Raw genomic sequence first — 24,542 nt, forward strand, 5'->3', positions numbered from 1 at the left:
CGTCAACGTCCCTCGATGGCCTGCTTGAGGCCGCGGAATTTCATGGTCAGGAAAGTCAGGCTGGTCTGGAAATCCATCGCGTTGCGCGAGAACTCCGCCTGCTCGGTGGACAGCTCGACGCTGTTGCCGTCCTGCGAGGGTTGGTTGGGGATGCGGTACTTCAGGTCCGGGCGCGCGGTGCCGGTGCTGGCCAGCAGGACGCTGGAGCTGTCCTGGCGCTGCATCTCCGCGGCGAAGTCGATGTCCCGCGCCTTGAAGCCGGGGGTGTCTTCGTTGGCCAGGTTGGAAGCCAGGATTTCGCTGCGCTGCATGTGCAGCGAGAGGGCTCTCTCGTGGATACCCAGGGTCTCGTCAAACCGTATACTCATCCGCAACCCACTCTTGTCTTTTCGGCGTGCGCAGCGACAGAGCACAAAGCATGCCGACCCCTGAAGGCCGCTTCATGTCTTTGATTTGCAAGGCTTTACGCACAGGAACGAAAGGCCTGTGCAACGCGGCTTTTCCGCTTTCGACGCGCCGGGCGACGGGATGCGGAAAGGTCCTTTCCGCCTGCTTCCTCCTGCTTCTTCCCACCCTGGCGCAGGCCCAGGATGCGCGTGCGCAACTCGACGCCGCGGCGCAGCAACAGGTGGCCGCCGAGCTGAAGGAAGCCGCGCGCAAGGCCGGCTGGAAAGGCATGACTTTCATGGTGAACAACAACCTGCCCAACAGCCTGGGCAAGCTCGCTGCCTGCCCCGGCGGTCCGCAGCTGCGCTTGCTCGAAACTCCCGCCGCGGTCACCGCGCGACGGCGCTTCGAAGCCTCGTGCGCCGGGCAACCTGGCTGGCCGGTGAGTTTCACCAGCCAACCCACGGTGTACCTGCCCACCGTGGTCGCCAGCGGCGAGATCGAACGCGGCCAGACGCTGGACGCGGCGCAGCTCAAGCTTGCGCCGGTGGAAATCGGCAAGAGCTCGCGGAGTTACTTCACCGACATTGCCGAAGTGACCGGCAAGACCGCCCGCCGCCGTATCCGCGCCGACCAGCCGCTGACCCCGGCGCTGCTCGATGGGGCCCTGCTGGTACGACGCGGCCAGCAGGTGAAGATCGTCGCCAGCCAGGACGGCATCCAGGCCAGCGCCGTCGGCGAGGCGCTGGCCAACGGCAAGCAGGACGAGGTGATCCGCGTGAAGAACCTGCGCAGCCAGAAGATCATCGAGGCGAAGGTGACGGCTTCAGGCGAGGTCAGCAGCATCTTCTGATACTGCCCGCTCCGCGGCTCCGCTACGCCCATCGAGCGGGGCGATCACATCGCGGACGAAGTCCGCTCCTGCGCAGTATCGGGCTTTCGTAGGAGCGGACTCCGTCCGCGATGGCCCGCGCGGCGGACTTCGAACCCACAGCGAGCACCCGCCTACTCCCGCAGGGAAATCCTCGCTCAACGCTGCAGCCCGTAGGGCGCATAACCCGGAACGGGTTATCCGCCGGTTACCTCCTGGCGGATAACGCTGGCGCGTTATGCGCCCTACGATCTGCGCCTATTGAGCAGGGCGCCAGCATCGCGGACGAAGTCCGCTCCTACGCGGCATCTGGCTTCGTAGGAGCGGACGCCGTCCGCGATTTGCCAGCGGCGGGCTTCGATGCGTAGGGGAACACCCCATCAACGCTGCAGCGGCGTCAGGACATCGCGGACAAGGTCCGCTCCTACGGGGGCATCCGGCGCGCAACAGGTCGTCACCTCCACCAGCCGCCGCGCGTGGATGCTCGGCGCCGGCAGCACCGGAGCATCCAGCGGCGCCTCGCGGAAGCAGCGCAGGTGGTTGGCCACCATGTCGTAGCCGGAGAGGTGGCTGAAGGCGATACCGCCGGAAAAGCGCGGATTGACGTCCATCAGCAGCGCCTCGCCGTCCTGCACCAGGAATTCCATGTTGATGCAGCCATTGACGCCCAGCACCTCGGCAACCCGCCCGGCCATCTCGACCAGCCGGGGCTCCGCCAGCATCCGCACGGTGAGCCCCGCGCCGGTGGGCGTGCGCACCAGCTCCTGGCGCGCCATGGCCGCCCAAGCGCCGGTGCTCTGCTGGCGCACCACGTCGACGACGCAGACATCGCCCGGCAGCAGCGGCTGCACGATGTAGTCGCGGTCCGAGAAGCGCTTGCGCACGTAGTGCAGGAAATCCTCATCGCGCACCTGCATCAGCCCTTCGCAATTGCGTCCGTCGCGCGGCTTGGCGATCAGCGGCAGGCCCAGCCCCGGCACGGGCAGGTCTTCCAGGCGCCAGGTGGGAATGGTGCGGATCAGCGGGTCGTCCTGGAAGGCCTGGTGCACCAGCCATTTGTCGCGGGCGACACGAATGGTCTCCAGCGGCTGCATGCACAGCGCGATGCCCCGCTCGGCGAAGACCTCGTGGTGCAGCGCGAAGGCGTCCACCTCCGGGTCGATCAGCGGCAGCACGTGCGTAACCCGCTCGGCCTCGCAGATCTCCAGCAGGCGCCCGATATAGGCCTCGACGCCGCGCGCCGGCGGCACCGGGTAGAAAGCGTCCAGCAGCGCCGAAGTGGCACACCAGTCGCGCGGCTGGATATTGGTCCCGACGACCCGCGCGCCCCAATGTTCGCGCAGCGAGGCGATCACCGATTCGGCCGAATAGGAGCCGATCGCGGTGACCAGACAGGTAAAGGGAAAACCGCTCGCCGGGGCGCTCAAGATGCAGCCCCGCCGGTGATTCGCGCCAAGAGAGTGTTCATCGTTCAATCGCCCCAGAAGATTCGAATGCCTGCGCCCCCGGCAATCCATGCCCTACAAGCGTAGCCACGAACCGACGCTGCGCAGCGGTCACCGCGCAGCGTCTGGCCGATTTCCGACGAAAATCAGGTCCACCAGTAACGAACGAAGTGGAAGAACACCGGGGCAGCGAAGCACACCGAGTCCAGGCGATCGAGCATGCCGCCGTGGCCTTCGATCATGTGGCCCCAGTCCTTCACTCCGCGGTCACGCTTGATCGCCGACATCACCAGCCCGCCGAAGAAGCCGAGGATGTTGATCATCAGGGCGATCAGCAGCGCCTGCCAGAAGCTGAAGGGCGTGATCCACCACAGCGCGCCGCCGATCAGCGTGGCCAGCGTCACGCCGCCGACGAAGCCTTCCAGGGTCTTGGACGGCGACAGGTTCGGCGCGATCTTGCGCTTGCCCATCAGCTTGCCGCAGACGTACTGCAGCACGTCGGACAGCTGCACGACTATGACCAGGAAGGCGATCAGCAGCAGGTTGCGGCCCTCGTAGCCGGCGATCTCCAGGGTCAGCAGCGCCGGCACGTAGGAGATGCAGAACACCGCCAGCATCAGCGCCCACTGCACCTTCGAGGCGCGTTCGAGGAAGTGCTTGGAGTCGCCGCCCAGCGAGGCGAGGATCGGCAGCAGCAGGAACACGTAGACCGGGATGAAGATGGAGAACAGCCCGTACCAGCCGATGCCGATCAGCAGGTACTGCATCGGCAGCACGAAGTAGAAGGCCGCCACCAGTGCCGGATAGTCGCTGCGGCGGGTCGGCATCAGGGTGAGGAATTCGCGCAGCGCGTAGAAGGAAACCCCGTAGAACAGCAGGATCACCGCCCAGTAGCCGAGGGCGAAGGCGCAGCCGATCACCGCGACCATCACCCACCAGGCGTTGATCCGCGCGTTGAGGTTGTCGATCACCGCGTGCGGTCCGGGCGGGGCTTTCCAGCGCAGCAGCGCGCCGACCAGGGAAGCGAGGACGAGGATGGCGCCGATGCCACCGAAGAGCAGCCAGGTCTGGTTCATGTCAGCGACCCTCCGGCGCGGCAAGTTTCAGCAAGGCCTCGCGGGCGCGTTCGAGGAAGGCTTCCTTGGCCTCGCCCTCCTCCACCGCCAGCGGCGCGCCGAAGCTCAGGGTGCACAGCAGCGGCAACGGCAGCGCGCGGCCCTTGGGCATCACGCGGTTGAGGTTGTCCAGCCACACCGGCACCAGTTCCACCTGCGGGTGCGCCCTGGACAGGTGGTAGATGCCGCTCTTGAACGGCAGCAGGCGCACTTCCTCGTCGAGGTTGCGGGTGCCTTCGGGGAACAGGATCAGCGAATCGCCGTCGGCCAGCGCACGCTCGACCGGCTCCAGCGGGTTGCCGCCCTCGGCGCCGCGCGTGCGGTCGATCAGCACGCCGTGGAATACGCGGTTGATGATGAAGCCACGCAGGCCGCCCTTGCCCCAGTAGTCCATGCCGGCGACCGGCCGCGTGCGGGAACGCAGCTCCGGCGGCAGCGAGGCCCAGAGCAGGACGAAATCGCCATGGCTGCTGTGGTTGGCGTAGTAGATGCGCTGTGCCGGGGTCGGCGTGGTGCCGATCCACAGGCTGCGCAGGCCGGTCACCGCGCGGGCGCCGGCGATGATGGCGTAGGCGAAGAGTCGTTCCAGCATTGCGGGTTCGTTCCTCAGGATTGGAAGGTCAGGGTGATCAGGCACAGCAACGCGATCAGCCACTGCGCCGCGCAGAGCAATACCTGCCGCCGCAGCAGGGCCAGCGCGCCACGGCTGCGCTCGCTCCAGGGGCGGCCGGCCTTGTCGGCAGGCACACCGGCGTAGGTGGCCAGTGCGTCGTCGAGCTGGCGGGTTTTCTCCGGCAGCGCATCGCCGGCATTGGCCATGGCTTCGAACAGGTCGGCGTCCAGCGCCACGCGCATCGCGTAGAACTTCTGCACCAGCCCGAGCAGCACCAGCAGCGCCATGCTCAGGCTGAACGCCAGCGTCGCGCTGGCCATCAGCACGCCGTAGAAGCCCAGCGCCAGCGCCAGCACAGTGAGTGCGGAGGACAGGCCGTTGAGGCTGCTGCCGCGACGCAGCAGGCTGGCGACCAGGATCAGACCGGGATCAACCGACATGGCTCAGCTCCTGCGGCAGGTGCGGCTGGCCGGCGACCTGCGCCAGCACCGCCAGTTGTTCGGCCTTGAGCACCACCTGCGGGCGCGCCCGGCGAACCTGCGCCAGCGCCTCCTCAAGCGTGGCCGCACGGCCGGAAATCAGCAGCCACGCCGCCACCAGCGTGGCGCTGCGCGAATAGCCCAGCGCGCAGCAGACCAGCACCGGTCCCTCGGCGTGCAGTCGCTGGATCAGCTCTGCGCCCTGCCGGCACTGCTCGACACTCGGCGCGACCAGGTCGAGCAGCGGCAGGCATTCGTAGCGGCGCGTGGGCGCGGTGCAGGGCAGTTCGGCGCACAGGTCGAGGATCGCCAGACTGGGCAGATGCCGGGGCTGGTACCAGTCCGGCAGTCGGCCGAGCCATAGGCCCGGCAGGACTTCGTCGGGCTGCGGATGGCGACGGGTCCACCAGCGCGCGTTGAGCCACGCGCCGAGCCAGTAGGGTGCCAGCAGCCAGGAGACCGCCACCGAATGGCGTCCGTCCAGGCGCTTCTGGAATCCCACCGTACCGATGCCCAGGTAGCAGAGCGCGACCAGCGCCAGGGACACCGCCGGCCAGCACAGCCAGAGCCACAGGCCACCGCCGGCCTGGGCCAGCAGCAGACAGAGCAGCGCCCCGCCCGCGTAGATTGCGGCCAGCCGGCGCCGCTGCGGATCAGGGCTCAGGCGCCACGCCTGCCACGGCGAGCGAACCTCCCGAGGCCACAGCCAGACGCAGAGGAAGCCCAGCAGCGCACCGGTCGGCACGTCGATGAAATGGTGCTGCCAGGTGGTCAGCACCGACAGGCCGATCAGCGCGAACCAGCCGTGCAGCAGCCAGCGCCAGGCGCCACTGGCATAGCGGCCGTAGGCGACCCAGAGGATCACCAGCAGCGCGATGTGCAGCGAAGGCGCCTGGTTGAAGGGCTTGTCGAAGCCCATCAGCAGGTCGAACAGCACGCCGAAGAAGCCCTCCTGCATGGGCCGCTCGAAGCTGAAGCGCAGCGGGAACAGCAGGAAGCAGGCCACAGCGATGACCTGCGCGGTGAGCAGGCGCAGGGCATGGCAATCCAGCCCGCGCCGCGTGCGCGGCAGCAGGAAGGACAGGCCGTACAGCAGGTCGATGGACCAGTAAGGGATGATCGTCCAGGGCCACAGCGGCGTGCTGCGCTCCCAATCGAACACCAGCACGCCGACCGATTCACGCTGCCCCGCCACCCAGTTGGCGAAGCCGTAGCTGAGGAAGAAGAACGGCCCGAGGCAGAGCAGCCAGATCACCGCGCGCCGCAGGACCCCGGCACCGCGCGGCGGCATCGATGCCATCAGCTGCGCTCCCGGCGGGCCAGGGAGACGGTGAAGATGCCGTCCTCGTCGATACGCTGGGCCAGCTTGCGGAAGCCGGCGGCGGCCACCAGCTGGTCCATCTCCAGCTGCGTGCGGCGGCGCATCACCCAGGCCTGCCCGGCGCGGTGGCTGGTGAGGGCGCGGGCGATCAGCTCCAGCTGCGGGTGCCAGGGCTGGCCGGTGTAGATCAGGTAGCCGCCCTCTTCCACCGCCTCGCCCAGGCCGGCCAGCGAGCCGCTGACCAGGGCGTTGTCGGCGAACAGCTCATACAGGCCGGAGACCACGGCCAGCGTCGGTTTCGGCTCCACGGCGGCGAGATCGGCGCCATCGAAGGCGTCGCCCTGCACGAAGCGCGCGCGTTCCTTCAGCCCCAGGCGCTCGATCAGCGCCGAGCCTTCGCGCACGTTCAGCTCGCTGTAGTCGCGCAGCAGCACGCTTTCGGGCAGCGGCTCGACGCCCTGCAACGCTTCGAGGATGTAGCGCCCATGGCCGGCGGCGATGTCGAGGATGCGCACCTCGCGACCCTGTTCGCGCAGGCTGGCCATGGCCTGGCGCAGCAGCTCCTCGATGTTCACCTTGCGCTGGCGGATGCCGCGCCAGCCGGCGGACTCAAGATAAGTGCGGTCGATCATGCGGCCCACGGGCCCTGCGCCGGCCGGCTGGTTGCGGTAGACGTAGTCCAGCGTGCTGCCGGAGTCGAAGCCGGTCTGGAAGCCGAGGTTGATGCCGTCGGACAGCAGCCGGCCGAGGCGCATGTTGGCGCGGGTGGCGCGCCAGTAGAGGTCGCGGATCGACCAGGCCGGCAGCGGCGTTGCCAGTGCTTCCGCCTCGGCGCAGGTGTAGCCGAAGCGGTCGGCGTCGCGCAGGTCCGCACGTTCTGGCTCGCGGGCGAAGCATTCGAGGATGAAGCGCCGCGCGCGCGTGGTCGCCTGCTCGCGATTCAGCTCGCCGAGCGTGTCATGGAAGAAGCCGGGCAGGACGTGCAGTTCCTTGCGCGCCGTGCCGAGGTTGTCGAAGAAGCGCTGCTGCGGCTTGCGGTGCACCACGAAGTCGGAGCCGGAGATCAGCAGTTGCGTGGGCACCCGGATCGCCTGGGCGTCGGCGACCACGCGGTCGGCCGCTTCATACAGGCCGAGCAGCACGTTCACCGAGATGGCCTTGGCGATCAGCGGGTCGCTGTCGTAGGAGGCAATGCGCTCGGGGTCGTGGGTGAGGAACTTCGCCTTCACGTAGCTGTTGACGAAGAAGTTGCCGCGCCACCAGCGCGCCAGCTTCAGGCCCGGCCGGGCGAAGGGCACGTAGAGCTTGACCTTGAACGCCGGCGAGGCGAGCACCAGGCTGCGGATCGGCGGGGCATAGTCGTGCACCCAGGTGGAGGCAACCACCGCGCCGACACTCTGCGCCACCACCGCCATGTCGCTGATGGCGATGCCGTAGGTCGAGGCGATGTGCTCGACGAAGGTCTGCACGTCGCGCACGCTGGTGCCGAAACTCGGGCTGTCGCCGCGCGCTCCGGGCGACTGGCCGTGGCCGCGGGCGTCCCAGGCGAAGACGTCGAAGCCGGGCAGGTCGAGCTCGTCCGCCAGGTGGCCGATGCGCCCGGAATGTTCGTGGCCGCGGTGGAACAGCAGCACCGCGCGACGCGGCTCGTCGCTGGCGGCAGCAGCCGGCCATTGGCGGTAGAACAGCTCGACGCCGTCGTGGGTAACGAAGTGGTGATTCGAAGACTCGCGCATAACTTCCTCTGTTCGATGGCTTGCGGGACTGTCCGGTCCCCGTCCTGACATGGCGGCCGCGGTTCAGCCGGCCGGTTGTTGCTTCTGCTCGGCCAGCCCCTGGCGCACCCGGTTGACGATAGTCAGCACCAGCAGCAGCGCCAGCAGCACCAGCAGCGGGTTCAGCCAGACCAGCGGCAGTTGCCCGACCGCCACGGCCGCGCCGAAGACGCCGAAGCACAGCGCGCGGTCGCTCTTGCCCATCGGCCCGTCGTAGCGCCGGGAAGCCCCCACCATTACGCCGAGCACGCCGGCGTACTCGCTGATCACCGCCAGCACGACCACCAGCACCACCAGCGCCGGGCTCACCCCGGGCAGCAGGGCGAACGGCAGGTAAAGCGCGCTGTCGGCGATCACGTCGGTGAGTTCGTTGAGGTAGGCGCCCAGCTTCGACTGCTGGCCGAACTCGCGGGCGAGCATGCCGTCCATGGCGTTGAGCGCCATGCGCAGGAACATCCACAGCGGGATCAGCAGGAAGACCCAGGCATGGCTGGCGAGCAGGGCAACGCTGAGCGCGACCAGCAGCGAGAGGCCGCAGGCCGCCAGCGTCACCTGGTTGGCGGTGATGCCGCGCTCGTACAGGCGGGTGACTTGCGGGCGGAGCAGGTTCTGGAAGCGGGATTTCAGCTGGTAGACGGAGATCATGAGGTTCCTTTCTCACAGTTCGGAACGAAGGGTTCGGAACAAGGCGTTCGGACGAACGATCCACAGCCCTGTGGACCCAGGGAGCTTAGCCGCACCCCGGCGTCAGGGCTGTCAGATAAGTCTCAACTCCATAGATGATCGATCGGGGGCAAAAGGGCACATGGCGTAGGCCTTTGCTGTACGCGAGGCGCCGGGCGGTATTGTCGGAATCCCCGCGCCAAAAATTTTTCCACGGCCCTTAATCCTTCCCCGCGAGCTGTCGCCTTACCCCTTCAGCAGGCACAACGCCGGCTTCATTCAGCTCATACAGGAAGTCCACCATGGCCTTGTCGATCCAAACCAACTACTCCTCCCTGATCACCCAGACCAGCCTGAGCAAGACCAACGGCCAGCTGGCTACTTCCCAGCAGCGCCTGGGCACCGGCCTGCGCATCAACTCCGCCGCCGACGACGCCGCCGGCCTGCAGATCGCCACCCGCCTGAACGCCCAGACCCGCGGCATGAACATGGCCATGCGCAACACCAGCGACGCCGTCTCCATGCTGCAGACCGGCGAAGGCGCCTTCAGCGAAGCCACCGACATCCTGCAGCGCATGAAGGACCTGGCCACCCAGTCCGCCAACGGCACCAACTCCGACAAGGACCTGGACGCCCTGAAGTCCGAGTTCACCGAGCTGGGCAAAGAGCTGACCAACATCGTCACCAACACCAAGTATGCCGGTGACAGCCTGTTCGGCACCGGCGGCAAGCTGGCAGCCGACATCAAGTTCCAGATCGGCTCCGACTCCGCCGAAGTGATGACCGTCAGCGCGACCGACACCGACATCGCCGCCACCGTCACCGCGCTGGGCACCACTGTCCAGGGTCTGGACCCCAAAGGCGCCGCCGCGGCTGCCATCGACGGCCTGAACAGCGCCCTGGACCAGGTCGGCAAGACCCGCGCCGCCTTCGGTGCGGCGATCAACCGCCTGGGCCACACCTCCAACAACCTGGCCAACATGAAGGACAACACCGACATGGCCAAGGGCCGCATCATGGACGCCGATTTCGCCAGCGAAACCGCCAACATGACCAAGAGCTCCATGCTGATGCAGTCCGGCATCTCCATGCTCAAGCAAGCCGGCCAGATGCCCAGCATGATCATGGGCCTGCTGGGCTGAGCCCGGCCAGCGCGAGGCGCCCCCCGCCTCGCGCGCCTGATCCGGATGCGCCCCGCCTCGGCGGGGCGTTCTGCTGTCTGCGGGTACGCTGACAGGCGGCGTTGCGACCCTGGGTCGCGGCGCAGCCCTTCTGCGTCAGCAGTTCCGAGGCTTGTGTGAAAATTGCAAGCACGGGTGTGCAAAATTCAGAACTTGCACGCACATTTTTCTGACGCCAAAATAATGCCTCTGCCTCCATTAACCGATGGAGTTCCCCGCGACCGTCAAGGGAGCGGCTCGCAAGGGCAAGATGAACACACTCACTTCCACGCCAGCGGACAGTCGGCCGATCGCCTGCCTGACCCTCCGCACCGGGCGCTCCGATTGCGTTGCGCAGTTCTATCCCGCGCTCTATCAACTCGACCTCGACCGTGACGGCCAGGTGGAGCGTATCGACCTGGGCTTTTCCGGCAGCCGCGTGCTCGAACGCCTGCTGCAGAGCCCGGGCGACGTGGTGGCGCGCGACGAGCTGCTGACCCATGCATGGTCCGACCGCGTCGTCGGCCAGGGCAGCCTGAACCAGCAGATCTATACCCTGCGCCAGGTGCTGGCGGACGAAAAACAGCGGCAGATCATCCAGACGCTGCCGCGCCGCGGCTACATGTTCAACCCGCAATACCTGGTCGCCCCCGCCGGCGAGCCGGACGCGGAGATCGCCGACGCCACCCCGGAAGTCATTCCGCTGGGCACCGCGCCTTCCGCTGCACTGCCATCGACGCCCAATCCCCGGCGTCTGAAAGCCGTCGCCGCCAGCCTCTGCGTGCTTGGCCTGCTGGGCCTCTCCGGCGCGTTCTACTACACCCAGGTGCGCAGTCCGGTGCTTACCGCCGAAGAGAAAGTCGGCTCCCTGCAGATCACCTACGTCGAGGACAACGAGCGCGACCTGCAGCGACTCATCAGCAACACCCGGCCCCTGGCCCACCAACTGGCCGACCTGGCCAGCCGGCCCATCGGCCTCATGCTGCACATGACCTCCGGCTTCTACGAACTGGTCTGCGTGCAACCCGAAGGCAATTCCAACTGGCTGCTGATCCACGAAAGCCAGGTCGCCCGGATTCCCCAGGAGCAGCTGCGCAAGTGCCTGAACTGAACCTACGCCGCCAGTCCGGCGTGGCCCGCCGCTGCCTGGTGATCTCGCTGTTCGGCGTCGTCTGCCTGGCCCTGGCCCTGGGCATGCTGTGGAAACATGCGCACAACACCTCGGCCATCGACGGGCGCTACGCCTCTTCCGGCCAGGTGGTGCTGGGCAGCGGCAGGGTGCTGCAGATCGCCCAGACCACCATGTTCCACGAGGGGCGCTTCTACTCGATGATCCAGCAGGACGCCAATATCCTCGAGGTGTCCGGGCAGGTCGGCAACGACCTGGGCGGGCGCTACCAGCTGCAGGTGGAAGAGAACAGCATCAGCAACCTGCAGGCCGACAGCGGCCTGGACAGCGAGCTGATCTTCAACCTGCTCTACGGCCGCCAGCGTGGCGCCCGCATCACCCTCGAACGCCTGGGCGGCTGCCTCTACGGCGTGGAGACGCGCCAGGTGTTCTGCCCGCGCCAGCTGCGCAATCGCTGACCGGCTCACAGCTTCAACGTCGGCTCGGCCGCCGGGGCGGGAGCCGCTGCTTCGACCGCCGCTGAAGTCGGCGTTTTCACCTGCGTCTCCTGCGGCTGCGGCTGCGGCTGCGGCTGCGGCTGCGGCTGCGGCTCGACGAGTTTTGCGCCCGACTTCGAGTAGTGCACCTGCGCATAGCTCTCGCCGAAGATTTCCCGGTACAGGCTCTCCGCGCGATGGGTCAGCAGAAGGATCTCGATGCGCCGGTTGGCGCCGTTCTCCGGGTCTTCCGGGCGCAGCGGCATGACGTCGGCCTGGGCCGCCACCTGCAATACGTGCGCAGCCGGCAGGCCGCTGTCGACCATCACGTTGCGCGCGCGCAGGGCGCGGTCGCCGGAGAGGTTCCAGTTGTTGTAGCCATCGGCACGGCGGTACTGCACCGCGTCGGTGTGGCCGCTGAGGATCAGCTTGTTCTGCACCTTGGCCAGCACGCCGGACAGCGCGCCCAGCAGGGTCTGGAAATGCGGGTCGAGGGTGGCCTGGCCACGGGCGAACATGAAGCGCTGCTGGTCGTCCTTGATCAGGATGCGCAGCCCCTGCGGCACCACCGTCACCTCGATATTGGCCAGGGCGTCGACCTTGCCGGATACCTCGCGGATCAGCTCGGCCAGCTCGCGCAGGTCCTCGTTGCTGTCGTATTGGCGGCCTTCGCCGTCCTGCTGCACGGCACTGTCTCCGGCCTGCTCGCCTGCCCTGCCCTGCCGGCCGGCATCGAGCGCGAGCTGCGGCGCGGGCTTTTCCGGGGTCTTGATCGGCTGCGGCATGCCGTCCAGCTCGACGGGCGTGCGGCTGGCGCCATCGAACACGCCGGCGCCGCCATCGACCACCGGGTTGGCGTCCTGGTCGCCCACTGCCACCGGCTGCGGCTCGGTCTGCGGATGGACGATCCACAGCACCATGAACAGCGCCATCATCGCCAGGGTGAAGTCGGCGAAGGCTACTTTCCAGGCACCGCCATGTTCATCATCGTGGCCCTTCTTGCTTCGGCGCTTGATGATGACTTCGCTGTGCTTGTCGGCGCGTTTCTTCATGCTGCGTCCCGCTCTTCCTCATAGCGGGTGACCCAGGTCTCCAGCTGCTTGAAGGCCGGCTTGACGTCCTGCTCGATCAGCTTGCGGCCGGCGTCCACCGCCAGCAGCGTGGGCTTGCCGGCGACGTGGGCGACCAGCGTGGTGCGCACGCACTCCAGCGCCGACAGCTCGGTCTTCACGCGCTGCGACATGGCGTTGGACAGCGGGTCCATCAGGCAATAGCAGACGAAGATGCCGAAGAAGGTACCCACCAGCGCGGCAGCGACGTGGGCGCCGATTTCCGCCACCGAGCCGCCGATGTTGCCCATGGTGATGATGATGCCGAGGATCGCCGCGAGGATGCCGAAGCCGGGCATCGCCTCGCCGACCTTGTGCAGCGACTTGGACGGCTGCAGCAGGGCGTGCTCCATGGCGTCCAGCTCCTGTTCGAGGAAGCCTTCCAGCTCGTGGGCGCTGATCTTGCCCATGGCCATCAGGCGGAAGTTGTCGGCGATGAACGCCATCAGGTTCTTTTCCTGGAGGATCAGCGGGTAGCGGGCGAACAGGTCGCTCTGCTCCGGCTCCTCGATGTGCGCGTCGAGTACCTTCAGGCCGCCGACGTCGACCATCTCCAGCAGCTCGTAGAGCAGCATCAGCAACTGGCGCTGGAACTCCTCGCCACGGCGCTTGAAGACGAACACACCCTTGATCTGCGAGCACATCTCCAGCAGCACTTCGCGCGGGTTGGCGACGACCAGGGTGCCCAGGCCTGCGCCGAGGATGATGACCATCTCCGCCGGCTGCCAGAGTGCGCGCATGTCGCCGTGGGCCATGGCGTAGCCGCCGAGCACGCAGGCGATGATGATCAGGGCGCCGATGATTTTCTGCATGGTTATGGGTTCTTCAGAGAGGGTCGGGGTCGTTGAGGAAACGGCTGCACTTGCCGATCGCCTGCTTCATCAGCTGGCAGATGCGCGCATCGGTCAGCTCCAGCACCAGGGCGATTTCCTTGAGGTTCAGCTCGTGCTGGTAATACAGGTTGAGGATCAGCCGCTCGCGCTCATTGAGGCGCTCCAGCGCCTGGGCCAGCAGGCGCTCCTTGAGCACCCGCTCCTCCAGCGCGTCGCCGCTGCCCTGCACGCCGTCGTGGCCGTTCTGCAACAGCGCGTCGAAGCTCTCGATGGCCTCGGAGGATTCGGCGCGCAGGTAATCCTGGTAGCCCGCTTCGTCGAGGCCGGTGGCGGCGAGCACTTCCTCGTCGCTGGGCACGCGGCCGAGCTGGCGGGCCAGCGAGCGGATCGCATCACGCACCTTGTGCGCCTGCTGCCGCACCTGGCGCGGGCGCCAGTCCTGGCGACGCAGTTCGTCGAGGATCGCGCCACGAATGCGCAGCGCGGCAAAGCGGCCGAACTGCTCGTCCGGCTCGCCGTAGCGGCGCAGGCCTTCGAGCAGGCCCATCAGGCCGATCTGCTCCATGTCCTCGCGATCCAGCACCTGGTTGGCCTGCAGCGACAGCTGGCTGACGATGCGCCGCACCAGCGGCAGGTACTGCATCATCCAGCGCTGCTCGGCCGCCGGCGACAGGCGCGCATGGCCGCCGTCCGGGCTGTCGTAGCCAGCCAGGCCAGCGGGGCCGGGGGCGTAGCCGAGTGCGGGATCGCGAAGGGCGTGCATGGCGGCTTACTGGACGATCATCTTGCTGAGCATCACGTGCTCGAAGGGCACTACCACCTTGCGCGCGGCGAAGTCGTCGATCACTGCCTTTTCCAGGCGCGCCTGCACTTCGCCGATGGGCATCGCGCGCAGCACTTCGAACTTCTCCGGGGTCAGGTTGGCGACCACCGAGCTGCGCACCATCGGCGCGACGCTCTCGAGCTTCTTGCGCTCCTGCTCGGCCTTGGCCTGCAGCACCAGGTCGATCACGAAGTAGTGCTCGCGATCCTCGCCACGGGAGCTGACGATGATCTTCTCCACCGGCACGAAGAGGTATTCGGCGCTTTCCTGCTCCTCTTCCTTGGCGTCTTCCTTGCCGCCCTCCTTGTCGGAAGCAGCGGCCGCCGGGGCGAGGCTGGCGGACTTGATCATCTTGTAGTTGACGAACACGCCACCCAGCACGACGGCGATATTCACGATGAGCATCAATAGAACGAGACGCGGCGTGGACATGGGGTTTCTCGAAAAATCCTGTGGGAGTGCGGGCCGCTGGCGACCTACACGGTAATCAATACGTCGCTGTCGCCACGCGGCGAAGAGCGTTCGCTTGCCTGCGCATCGCGCGGGTTGGCGGCGACCGCGAGCTGCTCCTCGGCGAAGCGCTGGCGGTGCTGCTGGCCCTGCTGGCCGGGCTGCGAATCGGAAGAAACCTGCACGTTGACCTGCAGGAAGTTCTGCCCGACCAGTTCCTGGCGCAGGCGCTCGCTGGTGTTCTGCAGCAGGCGCACCACGTCGCCGTTGGACGCGGAGATCTGCACGTTGAGCTGGCCGGCCTCGTGGCGCACGAGGATTTCCATGGCGCCCAGCTCCGGAGGATCGAGGCGGATCGTGGCGTTCTGCACGCGCTGGCCCAGCTGCAGCTCGACGTTGTCGCGCAGCGCACCGACCATCTGCTCGCCCCAGTGCGCCTCGTTGCTGCCCTTGAGGTGCAGCGGCCTGTCGAACAGCGGCGAGGCCGGCGTCGTGGCCGACGGCTGGGCGTTGCTGTCGGCTGCCGGCAGACGCGGTTCGAGTGCAGCAGTCGACAGCGCTGGCACGCTGGAATCCGCGGCCGGCGCGGCAGCGCCCAGGTGTTGTTGCAGCAGTGTCTGCGCCTGGCTCTGGGTCGCCTCGCGGGGCGCCGGTGCCGTGGCCTTGGCGGGCTCATCCGGAAGCTCGGCCGGAGGCAGCAATACGTCCTCCGCCTGCACGGCGGCGGGCGCTGGCTGCGCAGGCGAATCGGCCGCCTGGGTAGCGAAGCCGGCGACGCGGGCGCTGCTCTGCCCGGAGGGATTGTCCCGTGCCTGCACCACCAGGCCGGCCTGGCTGAGCATGCCGGCGAGCCAGTTCTCCGCGCCGGAAGGCGAAGCCTCTGCGGCTTGCGCGGCCTGCGCGGCGCTTTCGCGGGTTTCCGTGGGCAGCGCCTCCTCCTCAAGCGGAGGTACAGCGGTGGCCTGCTGCACGAGCTCACCGACCTGCGCGGTGTCGAACTGTGCGAGGAAGGACTGCACGCTGAGGGTCCGCTCGCCGGATTTCGACTGCGTCGAGGGTTGCGCGCGGAAACCGGCGGCTCCGCCATCGTCGCGGCGCACATCCGGCTGGCGCGCCTCGGCCACCGGGTGCGCGTCGCGGTCGGTGGTCGGCAGGGATTGGGTCGGTAGCTGGATCACGGTCTATCGACCCTCCTGGTAGGTATCCACCTGCATGTACGCCGAGCGGCCCTCGGCATACTCCAGGTGCGAGAGCAGGAGGCGGCGCAGGCGCTCGCACTCCTCGGCGCAGGCCTGCGACGCCTGCTCGTGCAGGCGCTTCAGATGCTTCTTGGCCAGCAGCACGTCAGCGGCCAGCCCGGCCTGCGACGACATCGCCACCAGTTGTGCGCGGATCGCCAGGTCGACCTGTCCCATGGCTTTCCAGTCCTTGCGCTGCAGCGCCGCGCCCAGTCGTTCGTACAGCTGGAGCAGGCGCTGGCGGTCATCCACGGGTGGCACTGACGCCCTCCCAGCCTTCGCGCAGGATGCCCAGCAGGCGCACCACTTCGTCGATGCCGGCGACATCCAGCGAGATGCTCACGTCGGAGATCCGGTAGATGCAGTAGTCGTACAGGCGCGCCAGGCCCTGCACGGTCTCGCCGCCACCCTCGTAGTCGAGGGCGCCGTTGAGGCCATTGAGGATGTTCAGGCACTTCTCCAGGGAGCGGCCCTTCTGCTGGAAGCGCTTGTGCTCGATGTGCCCGCGGGCGCGGGCCAGTTCGTCGAGCAGGCCGTCGAACAGCACCAGCACCAGCTCATAGGGGGAGGACGAGGCGGCCTTGGATTCCAGGTCGATCATCCGGTAGCTGTCGTAGCTTTCGTTCATGCCGTAGGCGGTCATCCGAACATCCCGCTGGTCTGGTCCATCGACTGCATGGTCTGCATCATCGAGGTGTATTGCTTGAGGTAGCGCGCGTAGTAGGTGTCGTACTGCTTCTGCAGGTTGTCGTAGTCATCGTTGACCCGTTTCAGGCTGCTGTTGAGCGACTCCTTGCGGTTCTTCAGCACGCCGTTGACGCTGCTGGTGTAGAGCGACAGCGCCTTGTCGGTGCTGTCGAGCAGGTTGCCCTTGCCCATGAACAGCTTGTCCAGGCCTTCCGGGTCGGCGGCGATGGCCTTCTCGAAGCGCGTCGAGTCCAGGGTCAGCTTGCCGTTGCGGTCGGCACTGATGCCGAAGCTGATCAGGTTGGCGCCGCCGAAGGTGGTGCGCAGCATCTGGTTGAGGCTGTTCTCGATGGCCCGCACGCTGGAGTCGCCGGCCAGGGCGCCGCGGGAGTTGCCACTCTGGTCGCCCGAGGCGGTCAGGCTGTCGATCTGGCTGGCCAGGGCGTTGAATGCGTCGATGAAGGTCTGCACCTTCTTCTTCGTCTCGCCCTGGTCCTGGGAGATGGTCATGGAGATCGGCTGCTCGCCGGACTTCTGCGCCTGGGTGAAGGTGACGCTGACGCCATCGATGATGTTGTCGAAGGTGTTGCTGGCGTTGGTCAGCAGCATGCCGCTCTCGCCACCCAGGCGAACGCGGGCGTCCTGCGCCTTGGACAGCTCCTGCGGATTGCCGATGGCGGTCTCGAACGCGCTGTTGGTGCCGTCGGTGCCGCTCAGCGACAGGCTGATGGCGTTGGCCGCGCCGGATTTCTCCGCACCCAGCACCAGCGAGACCTGGCCGTTGCTGCGCACCAGGGTGGCTTTCACGCCGGTGTTGTCGGTGGCCTTGTTGATTGCCGCGGCCAGCTCGTCCATGGAGTTGGCGCCATCGCCATCGGTGTCGACCTTGCTCAGGTCGATGTCGAAGGACTTGCCGTTCTGGGTCAGGGTCAGGGTGCCCTGGGTGTCGATGTCGCTGGTCTGCAGGCCGGAGAACGACAGCTGATGGCTGGTGGCGAGCTGCTCGACGAAGAAATCGTAGCGGCCGGCCACGGCGCTCTTGCCGACGGTGGCGGTGAGGTAGCCGTCCTTGCTCAGCTTGGCGCTGTTGACCAGCATGCTGGTGTTGCTGCCGGTGGTGCCCTGCAGCCCTTTCACCGCGGTGGAGAAGGTCTTGAGCGCGGTTTCCAGCGAGGTCACGGCGGTCAGCTGGGCCTGGTACGACGCCTTGTTGCGGTCGGCCTTGTTCAGCCCGCTCTGCACATCGTAGGTCGCCAGCTGCTGGGCCATCTGTTTGACGTAATCGGAATCTATGGTCGCCATCTGAATCCACCTCTTTGGGTCGGAAGAGCAATTACGGTGCCAATGCCGGAAGTCCCGTCGTACGGGGCTTTGCGGATTTTTCGGGGAGAAGTTCCACTTCCGCCCGGCGGGCTCTGGCGCGCAGCGGGAAGCGGCATTTCCGCCTGCCGGCGCACGCCCTGATGCAGAGGAAAGGCGACCGTGGGGAGGGATTCGTTAAGGGGTTTCGGTGGGGGTTTTTCGTGAGCGACGACGGGATTGGGTGCCGTGCGGTTCGCGAGCAAGCTCGCTCCTACGAAGAGCACGCCGGCCTCAGCCTGTAGGAGCGAGCTTGCTCGCGAACAGCGTCCCGCCGCAGGTCAGTACAGCTGCCGCGAATACACCGGCTGTTCGCGCGGATCGCCCATCAGCTGGCTGAGGATGTCGTGGTGCATCGCCAGCAGCTTGCCGTTGCGCTCGTTGAGGCGCTTGCACTGGGCGGTCAGCTGGCCCAGCTGCAACCACTCCTGCTGGAGTTCCTCGCGGCGCGGCGGCTTGTAGTTGGATAGCAGCGTGCGCATGCCGTCGGCGTCCATCGGCAGGTGGAAGGCACGCAGCACGCGGCTGCGGCGCTGGGCGCGTGCGGCGACGGACTCGAGCAGTGCCTGGATGTCCGGGTTCAGCGCTTCGATCTGCGCGCTGTCGCGCGCCAGCAGGTGGCGATGGAGGTCCTGCAGGCGGTCGCGCAGCGCCAGGCAATCGCGGCCATCCTGCTGGATGTCCTGCTCGATTACCTGCAGCAGCCGCGCGCGCTGGGTCATGCGTCGCTGCCGCGATGGTAGGAGAGGATGCTGGTGGCGAGCACGCTGGTATCGCTGCCCAGCTCGCCGTTCATCAACGCGCGGCGGATTTCGGCGACGCGGTTCTGGTCCACGTCGGGCATGGCGCGCAGGGTTTCCTGCATCTCGTCCAGGCGCAGCGAATCGCTGACCGGCGCGCTCGCGCTGGTCTCCGCCACCGGGGCGACGCGCTCGCTGCGCGCACTCTTGGCGGACTCGCTGGTGGCCAGCGGGAGGCTGGTCAGTTGCCGGGTGATTTCCATGGTCGGTATCCGAATTTTTTGGGGCTTTCCCTCAGAGGGCGACCGCCTTCGAGGGAAACTTAAATGCTGTTTTACACAGGCCGAAGAGCCGGCGGATAACCGCAAGCGGTTATTCGCCCTACGACCCCGTGTAGGGCGCATGACGCGGAACGCGTTATCCGCCATTGCCTTCACCCCTGCGCCCGCCACCAGGACTGCGCGGCGAGGCCATCCTGGATCTTCTGTTCCTGCTGCGCCAGCTGCAGCTGCCATTGGCCGAGCTTGGCCTCGATCACCTGGGTCAGCACCTTTTCGCTACGCATGGCCGCCATCAGCTCGCCCTGGATACGCGCCAGGGCCTGTTCGGCGACCTCCAGCTCGCGGCGCTGCAACTGCAGCATCTTGTGCAACGTAGCTTTGTACTGCTGCTGGTTGTGCCGCTGCAGCGGCGTGCTGGTGGCCACGCTGAAGCCGCACAGGCGGTCCAGCCCGGTGATGTTGTTGCGGTAGCGCTGGCAGAGGTTCTGCTGGTAATTCACCCGCCCCAGCAGCTCGCGGACCTTGCCGCCGCGCACGTCGGCCAGGCGCCCGAGCATGTCGATCTGCGCTTTCATCAGCGGCCCCCGACGATGCTTTGCAGGGTGGCGACGCTGTTGACCAGTTCGGCGCCGTCGGCGGTCTCCTGGCGCAGGTAGCGCTCCAGCATCGGCGCCAGCTGCACGGCGCGGTCAGTCTTCACGTCCATGCCCGGCGTGTAGCCGCCCAGCGGGATCAGCTCGCGGATGCGCTCAAAGGTGCCGCTGAATTCCTTGAACTGGCGCGCCGCGGCGAGGTGCAGCGGGTCCGCCACCTGGCTCATGCAGCGACTGACCGAGGCGCCGATGTCGATGGCCGGGTAGTGCCCGACGTCCGCCAGCCGGCGCGACAGCACGATGTGCCCGTCGAGGATGGCACGGGCGCAGTCGACGATCGGGTCCTGGTGATCGTCGCCCTCGGCCAGCACCGTATAGATGGCGCTCAGGCTGCCTGTCTCGCCCTCACCGTTGCCGGCACTTTCCACCAGTTCCGGGAGCATGCCGAACACCGACGGCGGATAGCCCTTGGTGGCCGGCGGCTCGCCGAGGGCCAGGGCGATCTCGCGCTGGGCCATGGCGTAGCGGGTCAGGGAATCGACCAACAGCAGCACGTCCTTGCCCTGGTCGCGGAAATACGCGGCGATGCTGTGGCACAGCTCGGTGGCCTTCAGGCGCATCAGCGGTGATTCGTTGGCCGGCGCCACCACCACCACGGCTTTCTGCAAGCCTTCCGGGCCGAGGGAATGCAGGATGAATTCCTGCACCTCGCGGCCGCGTTCGCCGATCAGCCCGACCACCACCACATCGGCCTTGGTCTGCCGGGTGATCATCCCCAGCAGCACGCTCTTGCCCACGCCGCTGCCGGCGAACAGGCCGACGCGCTGGCCCTTGCCCAGAGTCAGCAGGCCATTGATGGCGCGCACGCCGACATCCAGCGGCTCGGACACCGGACGCCGGCGCAGCGGGTTCACCTGTGGCAGTTCGGTGGGTAGCGGGTGGCGGCCGGCTAGCTTGCCAAGGCCGTCCAGGGGTTCGCCGAGGCCGTTGACCACGCGCCCCAGCCAGGAATGATCGATGTGCAGCACGGCTTCGTCCGGCGCCGGGAAGACCCGCGAGCCAGAGGTCAGGCCGACGGGTTTCTTGAAGGGCATGAGATAGGTGATGTCCCGGTTGAAGCCGACCACCTGCGCTTCCAGGCGCTCGCCGTCGGCGACTTCCACGTAACAGCGCTGGCCGGTCATGCGCCGGCAGCCGAGGCTTTCCAGCAGCAGGCCGGAGACGCGCACCAGGCGACCGCTGACCCGCGCCAGCTGGACAGAGTCCAGCGAACGCAGCGCTTCTTCGAGCTTGAAGCCGTCGCCCAGGGCCATCTTCAGTCTTTGTCCTGCAAGTGCGTGCTCAGCGCTTCCATGCAGCTGTCCAGGCGCTGCTGGCAGCCGATGTCGGCTTCGGCCTGGGCGGTGACGACGCGGCATTCGCCCAGCGCCAGGCGCTCGTCCGGCACCAGCCGCCACCTGGCGGCGCGTTCGGGGTTCAGCTCGCGGATGCGCGCGCATTCTTCCGGGTTGAGCAGGATCTGCACCTCGCCCTGCTCGCCCGGCATGGCGGCCAGGGCCTCCTCGGCCAGGGTCAGCAGTTGCGTCGGGTTGAGCGTGAGCTCGACGCGGATGACCTGCTTGGCGACCTTCTGCACCAGCTCCAGCAGTTCTTTCTGGCGGCTGCGCTGGAAGGCCTGGTGGTACTCGCCGAAGGCCTCCGCGGCGGCCGAAAGCGGCGCGCTGGCTTCGTCGAATGCCTGGCGGCCGGCGGCGCGACCTTCCTCGCGGCCCTTGCGCAGGCCGTCCTGGCGACCGGCTTCGAAGCCTTCGCGCAGGCCGGCTTCACGGCCTTCGGCCACACCGTCCTGGTAGCCCTTCTCCAGGCCTTCCTGGAAGCCATCGGAGATGGCGCGCTGGCGCGCCGCCGGGTCGCTGTCCCAGCCGTGGTTGTCGGCGCTGGCGGTGGCGCAGCGCGGTGGGAAGCGGTACGGACGCCAGGCGCGGCTGTCGGCCTTGATGACTTTGATCGCCATGCCCGGTTACTCCACCGTCTGCTCGCGGAACAGCTGCACCTGCAGGTCGCCCTCGGCGGCCAGCTCGCGCACCACGCCCATGATGTCCTTGCGCACCTGCTCCACGCGGCTCAGCGGCACCGGCCCCTGGCGGCGGTTGATCGACTCCATCTGCTGCGCCTGGCGCTTGGGCATGGCGCCCTGGATGGCGCGGACCAGCTCGGGTTCGGCGCCCTTGAGGGCGACCACCCACTCGTCCAGCGGGATGACTTCGAGCAGGGTCTGCAGCACTTCCTGGTTCTGCCGGGAGAGGATGAAGAAGTCGTACATCTCGTCTTCGATCCTGCCGACCAGGTCGTCGTTGTGGGCGCGCAGCAGCTCGAACATCTGGTTACGGTCGCCCTTGAAGCGGTTCATGATGTCCGCCGCCTGCTTGACCCCGCGCACCTGCGAGCCCTGGGTGGAGAGCACGCGCAGGCTGCGGTCGATCAGCTGCTCCAGCTCGGCGATCACGTCGCTGTTCACCTCGCTGAGGTTGGCGATGCGGAACAGCAACTCGTCCTGGCGCTCGGCGGGCATCGCCTCGAGCACGTCGGTGGCCATGCCCGGCGGCAGGAAGGCGAGGAACACCGCCTGCATCTGCGCGTGTTCCTTGGCGATCAGCGCGGCGAACTGCTTGGGATCGATCCACTCCATGCGCGCCATCTTGGCGCGGATTTCCTCGCCGTAGATGCTGTCCAGCAGGTTGCGCGTGATGTCGCTGCCCAGCGCCTTGCCGAGCATGCCGGCGAGGTAGGAACGCGAGGCGCCCTTGATGCTGGACTGCAGCTTGTAGTCGTCGAAGAACCGGCCGATCACGTCGGAGACGGTGTTCTGCTTGACGTTGGACAGCCGCGCCATCGCCTGGCTGATGCTGACGATCTCCTCGCGGCTGAAGTTGCGCAGGATGCCCGCGGAGGCTTCGTCGCCCATGCTCAGCATGAGGATCGCCGCCTGTTCCAGGGAGCTCACGGCGCGCATCTGCGGGCCGCGCTTTTTCGTTTCTTCAGGCAGGCTCGTGTCGGTCATTGCGGCCAATCCAGTGCTTGATCACTTCCGAGACCCGTTCCGGGTCGTTCTTCGCCAGCATCTGCAGATGCTCGATCTGGTGCTCCAGGCCCGAGCCCGGCGCCGGCAGGCGGATTTCCGAGAGCGGGTTCAGCTCGCCGAGCACGTTCAGCCCGCCGACGCTCTCGCTGCCCAGCGCCAGGCGCCGCTCGGCGTCCAGGGCCAACGGATACTCGGCGCCGCCCTCGGACAGCTCGGCGGTAACCGTCGGCTGCGCGCGCTGAGTGAGGCTGCGCACCGCCGGGCGTACGCCGAACAGCAGGAACAGCAGCGCGATCAGGCCGAGCACCGTGTAGCGCACCAGCGATTGCAGCGCGCTGCTCTCCCACCAGCTGGCGCTGGACTCCTGCACCGGCGTGGCGGCGAAGGGGAACACGCTGACAGTGATCAGGTCGCCGCGCTGGGCGTTGAAGCCCACGGCGCTCTTGACCATGGTCTCGAGATCGGCGCGGGCCTTGTCGGTCCAGCCGCCCTCGGGCGCGGAGGAGGCGTTGATCACCACGGCGACGCTCTGCTGGCGCAGGGCGAAGGCCGGGTACTTGATGTGGGTGACGCTCTGGTCGAAGTCGTTCTGCCGGGTGGCTTCCTCGCGGGTCGAGGTCGCGGCCTTGTTGTCGGTGCTGGCGACCTTGCCGTTGCCCGGCGGGTTGCCATTGGCCTGGTTGTTGCCCTGGGCATTGTTCTGCCCTTGCTGTTGCGGCGGCGGTTCCGGCGGACGGTTGCTCAGCGAGCCGGGAACGCCGAGGGCGAGCTGGTCCAGCGTGCTCTCGTTGCGCAGCACTTCGCTGCGCAGGCGCGGAGCTTCGCCGTAGGCCTGCAGGGTTTCTTCCTTCTGGCTGAAGTCGATATCGGCGGACACGCTGATGCGGTAGTTGCCCAGGCCGAGCACCGGCGCCAGCACTTCCTCGACGTTGCCCACGGCCTTGCGCTGGTACTCGTCCACCGCCTGCCAGTTCTGCGAGGGACCGCCCACGCCGCTGATGCCGCGCGAGAGCAGCACGCCGTTCTGGTCGACCACGCTGACGTCTTCGGGTTTGAGCTGCGGCACGCTGCCGGCCACCAGGTTGACGATGGCGCCGACCTGTTCGGGGCTCAGCCGCTGGCCGGGCGCCAATTGCAGCAGCACCGACGCCTTGGCCGGGTCGCGCCGGCCGACCACGAAGGAATTGCTGTCTTCGCGGGCGACGTGCACGCGCGCCTGCTCGATCCCCTTCAGGCCCATGATGGTGCGGGCCAGCTCGCCTTCCAGGCTGCGTTTCAGGCGAACGTCCTGGAGGAAGTGGCTGGTGCCCAGCGGCTCGTCCTTGTCGAACAGCTCGTAGCCGGCCGGCATGGACACCTTCACACCCTTGGCGGCCAGCAGCATGCGGGCGCGCGCCAGGTCCTCCTCGCGCACCAGCACCTGGCCGCTCTGCGGGTGCAGGCGGTAGTCGAAGGCTTCGGCGTCCAGCACCTGCATCACGTCGGCGGCCGGGTATGCTTCGCCGGCGCCGTACAGCGGGCGGTAGGCACCCTGGTCGCGCCACAGGTAGAAGACCACCGCAGCGGCCAGCAGGGCGGCGCCCAGGGCGATGCCGAGCAGCCCAAGGCGAGGGTCGAGCTTGAGTTTGTCGAGCGGCAGGCGCCCTTTGAGATTCTGCAGCACTGTCAGTCCTTACAGCGGCATGCGGATGATGTCGTCGAAGGCGCCGGTGAGCTTGTTGCGCACCTGCAGCAGCGCGGAGAACGACACGCTGGCCTTCTGGCTCTGGATCATGGCGCCGACCAGGTCTTCGCTCTGGCCGCTGTCCACCGCGGCCATGGCGGCGCTGGACTTGTGCTGTTCGGCGTCCACCGCGCGCAGCGCCTGCTCGAAGCTCGCGCCGATGCCCTGTGCCGGCGCGTTGCCGGAGGGC

Annotated in this window: 28 protein-coding genes; 4 read left to right on the top strand and 24 right to left on the bottom strand. The window is 67.4% G+C overall.

Going from position 1 to position 24,542, the window contains the following annotated elements:
- Positions 1-2: 2 nt before the first annotated feature.
- Positions 3-368 carry a flagellar basal body rod protein FlgB gene (gene flgB, locus ACCC94_RS05735; RefSeq protein WP_413348419.1) on the bottom strand — a complete coding sequence of 122 codons (366 nt, stop codon included), beginning with the start codon at positions 366-368 and terminating at the stop codon, positions 3-5.
- A 260-nt stretch (positions 369-628) separates the two neighbouring features.
- On the opposite strand from flgB, the gene flgA reads away from it, so the two are divergent.
- On the top strand, positions 629-1,240 hold the full coding sequence (flgA, locus tag ACCC94_RS05740; protein WP_413348420.1) for a flagellar basal body P-ring formation chaperone FlgA: 612 nt from the start codon (positions 629-631) through the stop codon (positions 1,238-1,240).
- Between the two features lie 398 nt (positions 1,241-1,638).
- On the opposite strand, the gene ACCC94_RS05745 is transcribed toward flgA, so the two are convergent.
- The 7 genes from ACCC94_RS05745 to ACCC94_RS05775 form a co-directional block, all read right to left on the bottom strand.
- Positions 1,639-2,685, bottom strand: coding sequence for an ATP-grasp domain-containing protein (locus ACCC94_RS05745; protein WP_413348421.1), 1,047 nt, complete (start codon positions 2,683-2,685; stop codon positions 1,639-1,641).
- 164 nt (positions 2,686-2,849) lie between these two features.
- Positions 2,850-3,779: a phosphatidate cytidylyltransferase gene (locus ACCC94_RS05750; RefSeq protein ID WP_413348422.1), complete on the bottom strand. Its 930-nt coding sequence runs from the start codon at positions 3,777-3,779 to the stop codon at positions 2,850-2,852.
- Position 3,780: 1 nt separating this feature from the next.
- The gene (locus tag ACCC94_RS05755; RefSeq protein ID WP_413348423.1) at positions 3,781-4,410 is read right to left on the bottom strand and encodes a lysophospholipid acyltransferase family protein; all 630 of its coding nucleotides are present in this window, start codon (positions 4,408-4,410) and stop codon (positions 3,781-3,783) included.
- A gap of 14 nt (positions 4,411-4,424) precedes the next feature.
- On the bottom strand, positions 4,425-4,871 hold the full coding sequence (locus tag ACCC94_RS05760) for a hypothetical protein (RefSeq protein ID WP_413348424.1): 447 nt from the start codon (positions 4,869-4,871) through the stop codon (positions 4,425-4,427).
- The gene (locus ACCC94_RS05765; protein ID WP_413348445.1) at positions 4,861-6,201 is read right to left on the bottom strand and encodes a phosphatase PAP2/dual specificity phosphatase family protein; all 1,341 of its coding nucleotides are present in this window, start codon (positions 6,199-6,201) and stop codon (positions 4,861-4,863) included. The genes ACCC94_RS05760 and ACCC94_RS05765 overlap by 11 nt, the downstream gene beginning before the upstream one ends.
- Positions 6,202-6,209: 8 nt before the next feature.
- Positions 6,210-7,967 (bottom strand): bifunctional alpha/beta hydrolase/class I SAM-dependent methyltransferase, encoded by a 1,758-nt coding sequence (locus tag ACCC94_RS05770; protein ID WP_413348425.1) that lies wholly within the window; start codon positions 7,965-7,967, stop codon positions 6,210-6,212.
- 63 nt (positions 7,968-8,030) lie between these two features.
- Complete coding sequence (locus tag ACCC94_RS05775) at positions 8,031-8,651, bottom strand: CDP-alcohol phosphatidyltransferase family protein (protein WP_413348426.1); 621 nt, start codon at positions 8,649-8,651, stop codon at positions 8,031-8,033.
- A gap of 320 nt (positions 8,652-8,971) precedes the next feature.
- Between ACCC94_RS05775 and lafA the strand changes: the two genes are divergently transcribed.
- The 3 genes from lafA to ACCC94_RS05790 all read left to right on the top strand — a co-directional run bounded on the left by lafA (position 8,972) and on the right by ACCC94_RS05790 (position 11,416).
- On the top strand, positions 8,972-9,811 hold the full coding sequence (gene lafA / locus ACCC94_RS05780) for a lateral flagellin LafA (protein ID WP_413348427.1): 840 nt from the start codon (positions 8,972-8,974) through the stop codon (positions 9,809-9,811).
- Positions 9,812-10,100: 289 nt separating this feature from the next.
- Positions 10,101-10,940, top strand: coding sequence for a winged helix-turn-helix domain-containing protein (locus tag ACCC94_RS05785; protein WP_413348428.1), 840 nt, complete (start codon positions 10,101-10,103; stop codon positions 10,938-10,940).
- Positions 10,928-11,416 carry a hypothetical protein gene (locus tag ACCC94_RS05790; RefSeq protein ID WP_413348429.1) on the top strand — a complete coding sequence of 163 codons (489 nt, stop codon included), beginning with the start codon at positions 10,928-10,930 and terminating at the stop codon, positions 11,414-11,416. Before ACCC94_RS05785 ends, ACCC94_RS05790 begins: the two co-directional genes overlap by 13 nt.
- 5 nt (positions 11,417-11,421) lie before the next feature.
- Here ACCC94_RS05790 and ACCC94_RS05795 read toward each other — a convergent pair whose 3' ends face one another.
- From ACCC94_RS05795 to ACCC94_RS05870, 16 genes are all read right to left on the bottom strand, one after another.
- Entirely contained in the window at positions 11,422-12,486 is a 1,065-nt protein-coding gene (locus ACCC94_RS05795) for an OmpA family protein (protein WP_413348430.1), read from the bottom strand.
- Positions 12,483-13,355, bottom strand: coding sequence for a flagellar motor stator protein MotA (gene motA, locus ACCC94_RS05800; protein WP_017521297.1), 873 nt, complete (start codon positions 13,353-13,355; stop codon positions 12,483-12,485). The genes ACCC94_RS05795 and motA overlap by 4 nt, the downstream gene beginning before the upstream one ends.
- A 13-nt stretch (positions 13,356-13,368) precedes the next feature.
- On the bottom strand, positions 13,369-14,139 hold the full coding sequence (locus tag ACCC94_RS05805) for a FliA/WhiG family RNA polymerase sigma factor (protein WP_413348431.1): 771 nt from the start codon (positions 14,137-14,139) through the stop codon (positions 13,369-13,371).
- A gap of 6 nt (positions 14,140-14,145) precedes the next feature.
- Positions 14,146-14,631, bottom strand: coding sequence for a flagellar basal body-associated protein FliL (locus tag ACCC94_RS05810; protein ID WP_413348432.1), 486 nt, complete (start codon positions 14,629-14,631; stop codon positions 14,146-14,148).
- A gap of 44 nt (positions 14,632-14,675) precedes the next feature.
- A complete protein-coding gene (locus ACCC94_RS05815) occupies positions 14,676-15,827 on the bottom strand; it encodes a flagellar hook-length control protein FliK (RefSeq protein WP_413348433.1) in 1,152 nt (383 codons plus the stop codon).
- Between the two features lie 3 nt (positions 15,828-15,830).
- Positions 15,831-16,148 carry a hypothetical protein gene (locus ACCC94_RS05820; protein ID WP_413348434.1) on the bottom strand — a complete coding sequence of 106 codons (318 nt, stop codon included), beginning with the start codon at positions 16,146-16,148 and terminating at the stop codon, positions 15,831-15,833.
- Positions 16,132-16,530 (bottom strand): flagellar export chaperone FliS, encoded by a 399-nt coding sequence (fliS, locus tag ACCC94_RS05825; protein ID WP_413348435.1) that lies wholly within the window; start codon positions 16,528-16,530, stop codon positions 16,132-16,134. The genes ACCC94_RS05820 and fliS overlap by 17 nt, the downstream gene beginning before the upstream one ends.
- Positions 16,527-17,876, bottom strand: coding sequence for a flagellar filament capping protein FliD (fliD, locus tag ACCC94_RS05830; protein WP_413348436.1), 1,350 nt, complete (start codon positions 17,874-17,876; stop codon positions 16,527-16,529). Before fliD ends, fliS begins: the two co-directional genes overlap by 4 nt.
- A 338-nt stretch (positions 17,877-18,214) precedes the next feature.
- Positions 18,215-18,655 (bottom strand): flagellar export chaperone FlgN, encoded by a 441-nt coding sequence (gene flgN, locus ACCC94_RS05835; protein WP_413348437.1) that lies wholly within the window; start codon positions 18,653-18,655, stop codon positions 18,215-18,217.
- Positions 18,652-18,936 (bottom strand): flagellar biosynthesis anti-sigma factor FlgM, encoded by a 285-nt coding sequence (flgM, locus tag ACCC94_RS05840; protein ID WP_413348438.1) that lies wholly within the window; start codon positions 18,934-18,936, stop codon positions 18,652-18,654. The genes flgN and flgM overlap by 4 nt, the downstream gene beginning before the upstream one ends.
- 170 nt (positions 18,937-19,106) lie before the next feature.
- Positions 19,107-19,529, bottom strand: a complete 423-nt coding sequence (locus tag ACCC94_RS05845; RefSeq protein ID WP_413348439.1) for a flagellar FliJ family protein — start codon at positions 19,527-19,529, stop codon at positions 19,107-19,109.
- Positions 19,529-20,860 (bottom strand): flagellar protein export ATPase FliI, encoded by a 1,332-nt coding sequence (gene fliI / locus ACCC94_RS05850; RefSeq protein WP_413348440.1) that lies wholly within the window; start codon positions 20,858-20,860, stop codon positions 19,529-19,531. The genes ACCC94_RS05845 and fliI overlap by 1 nt, the downstream gene beginning before the upstream one ends.
- Before the next feature lie 2 nt (positions 20,861-20,862).
- Entirely contained in the window at positions 20,863-21,561 is a 699-nt protein-coding gene (fliH, locus tag ACCC94_RS05855; protein WP_413348441.1) for a flagellar assembly protein FliH, read from the bottom strand.
- A 6-nt stretch (positions 21,562-21,567) separates the two neighbouring features.
- Positions 21,568-22,608: a FliG C-terminal domain-containing protein gene (locus tag ACCC94_RS05860; RefSeq protein ID WP_239744691.1), complete on the bottom strand. Its 1,041-nt coding sequence runs from the start codon at positions 22,606-22,608 to the stop codon at positions 21,568-21,570.
- On the bottom strand, positions 22,586-24,292 hold the full coding sequence (gene fliF / locus ACCC94_RS05865) for a flagellar basal-body MS-ring/collar protein FliF (RefSeq protein WP_413348442.1): 1,707 nt from the start codon (positions 24,290-24,292) through the stop codon (positions 22,586-22,588). The genes ACCC94_RS05860 and fliF overlap by 23 nt, the downstream gene beginning before the upstream one ends.
- A gap of 9 nt (positions 24,293-24,301) precedes the next feature.
- Positions 24,302-24,542 (bottom strand): flagellar hook-basal body complex protein FliE (locus ACCC94_RS05870; protein WP_413348443.1); only part of this gene is annotated, 241 nt, incomplete at its 5' end.

It is taken from the genome of Pseudomonas sp. Pseusp97, from assembly GCF_047304025.1.
Lineage (GTDB): Bacteria > Pseudomonadota > Gammaproteobacteria > Pseudomonadales > Pseudomonadaceae > Pseudomonas.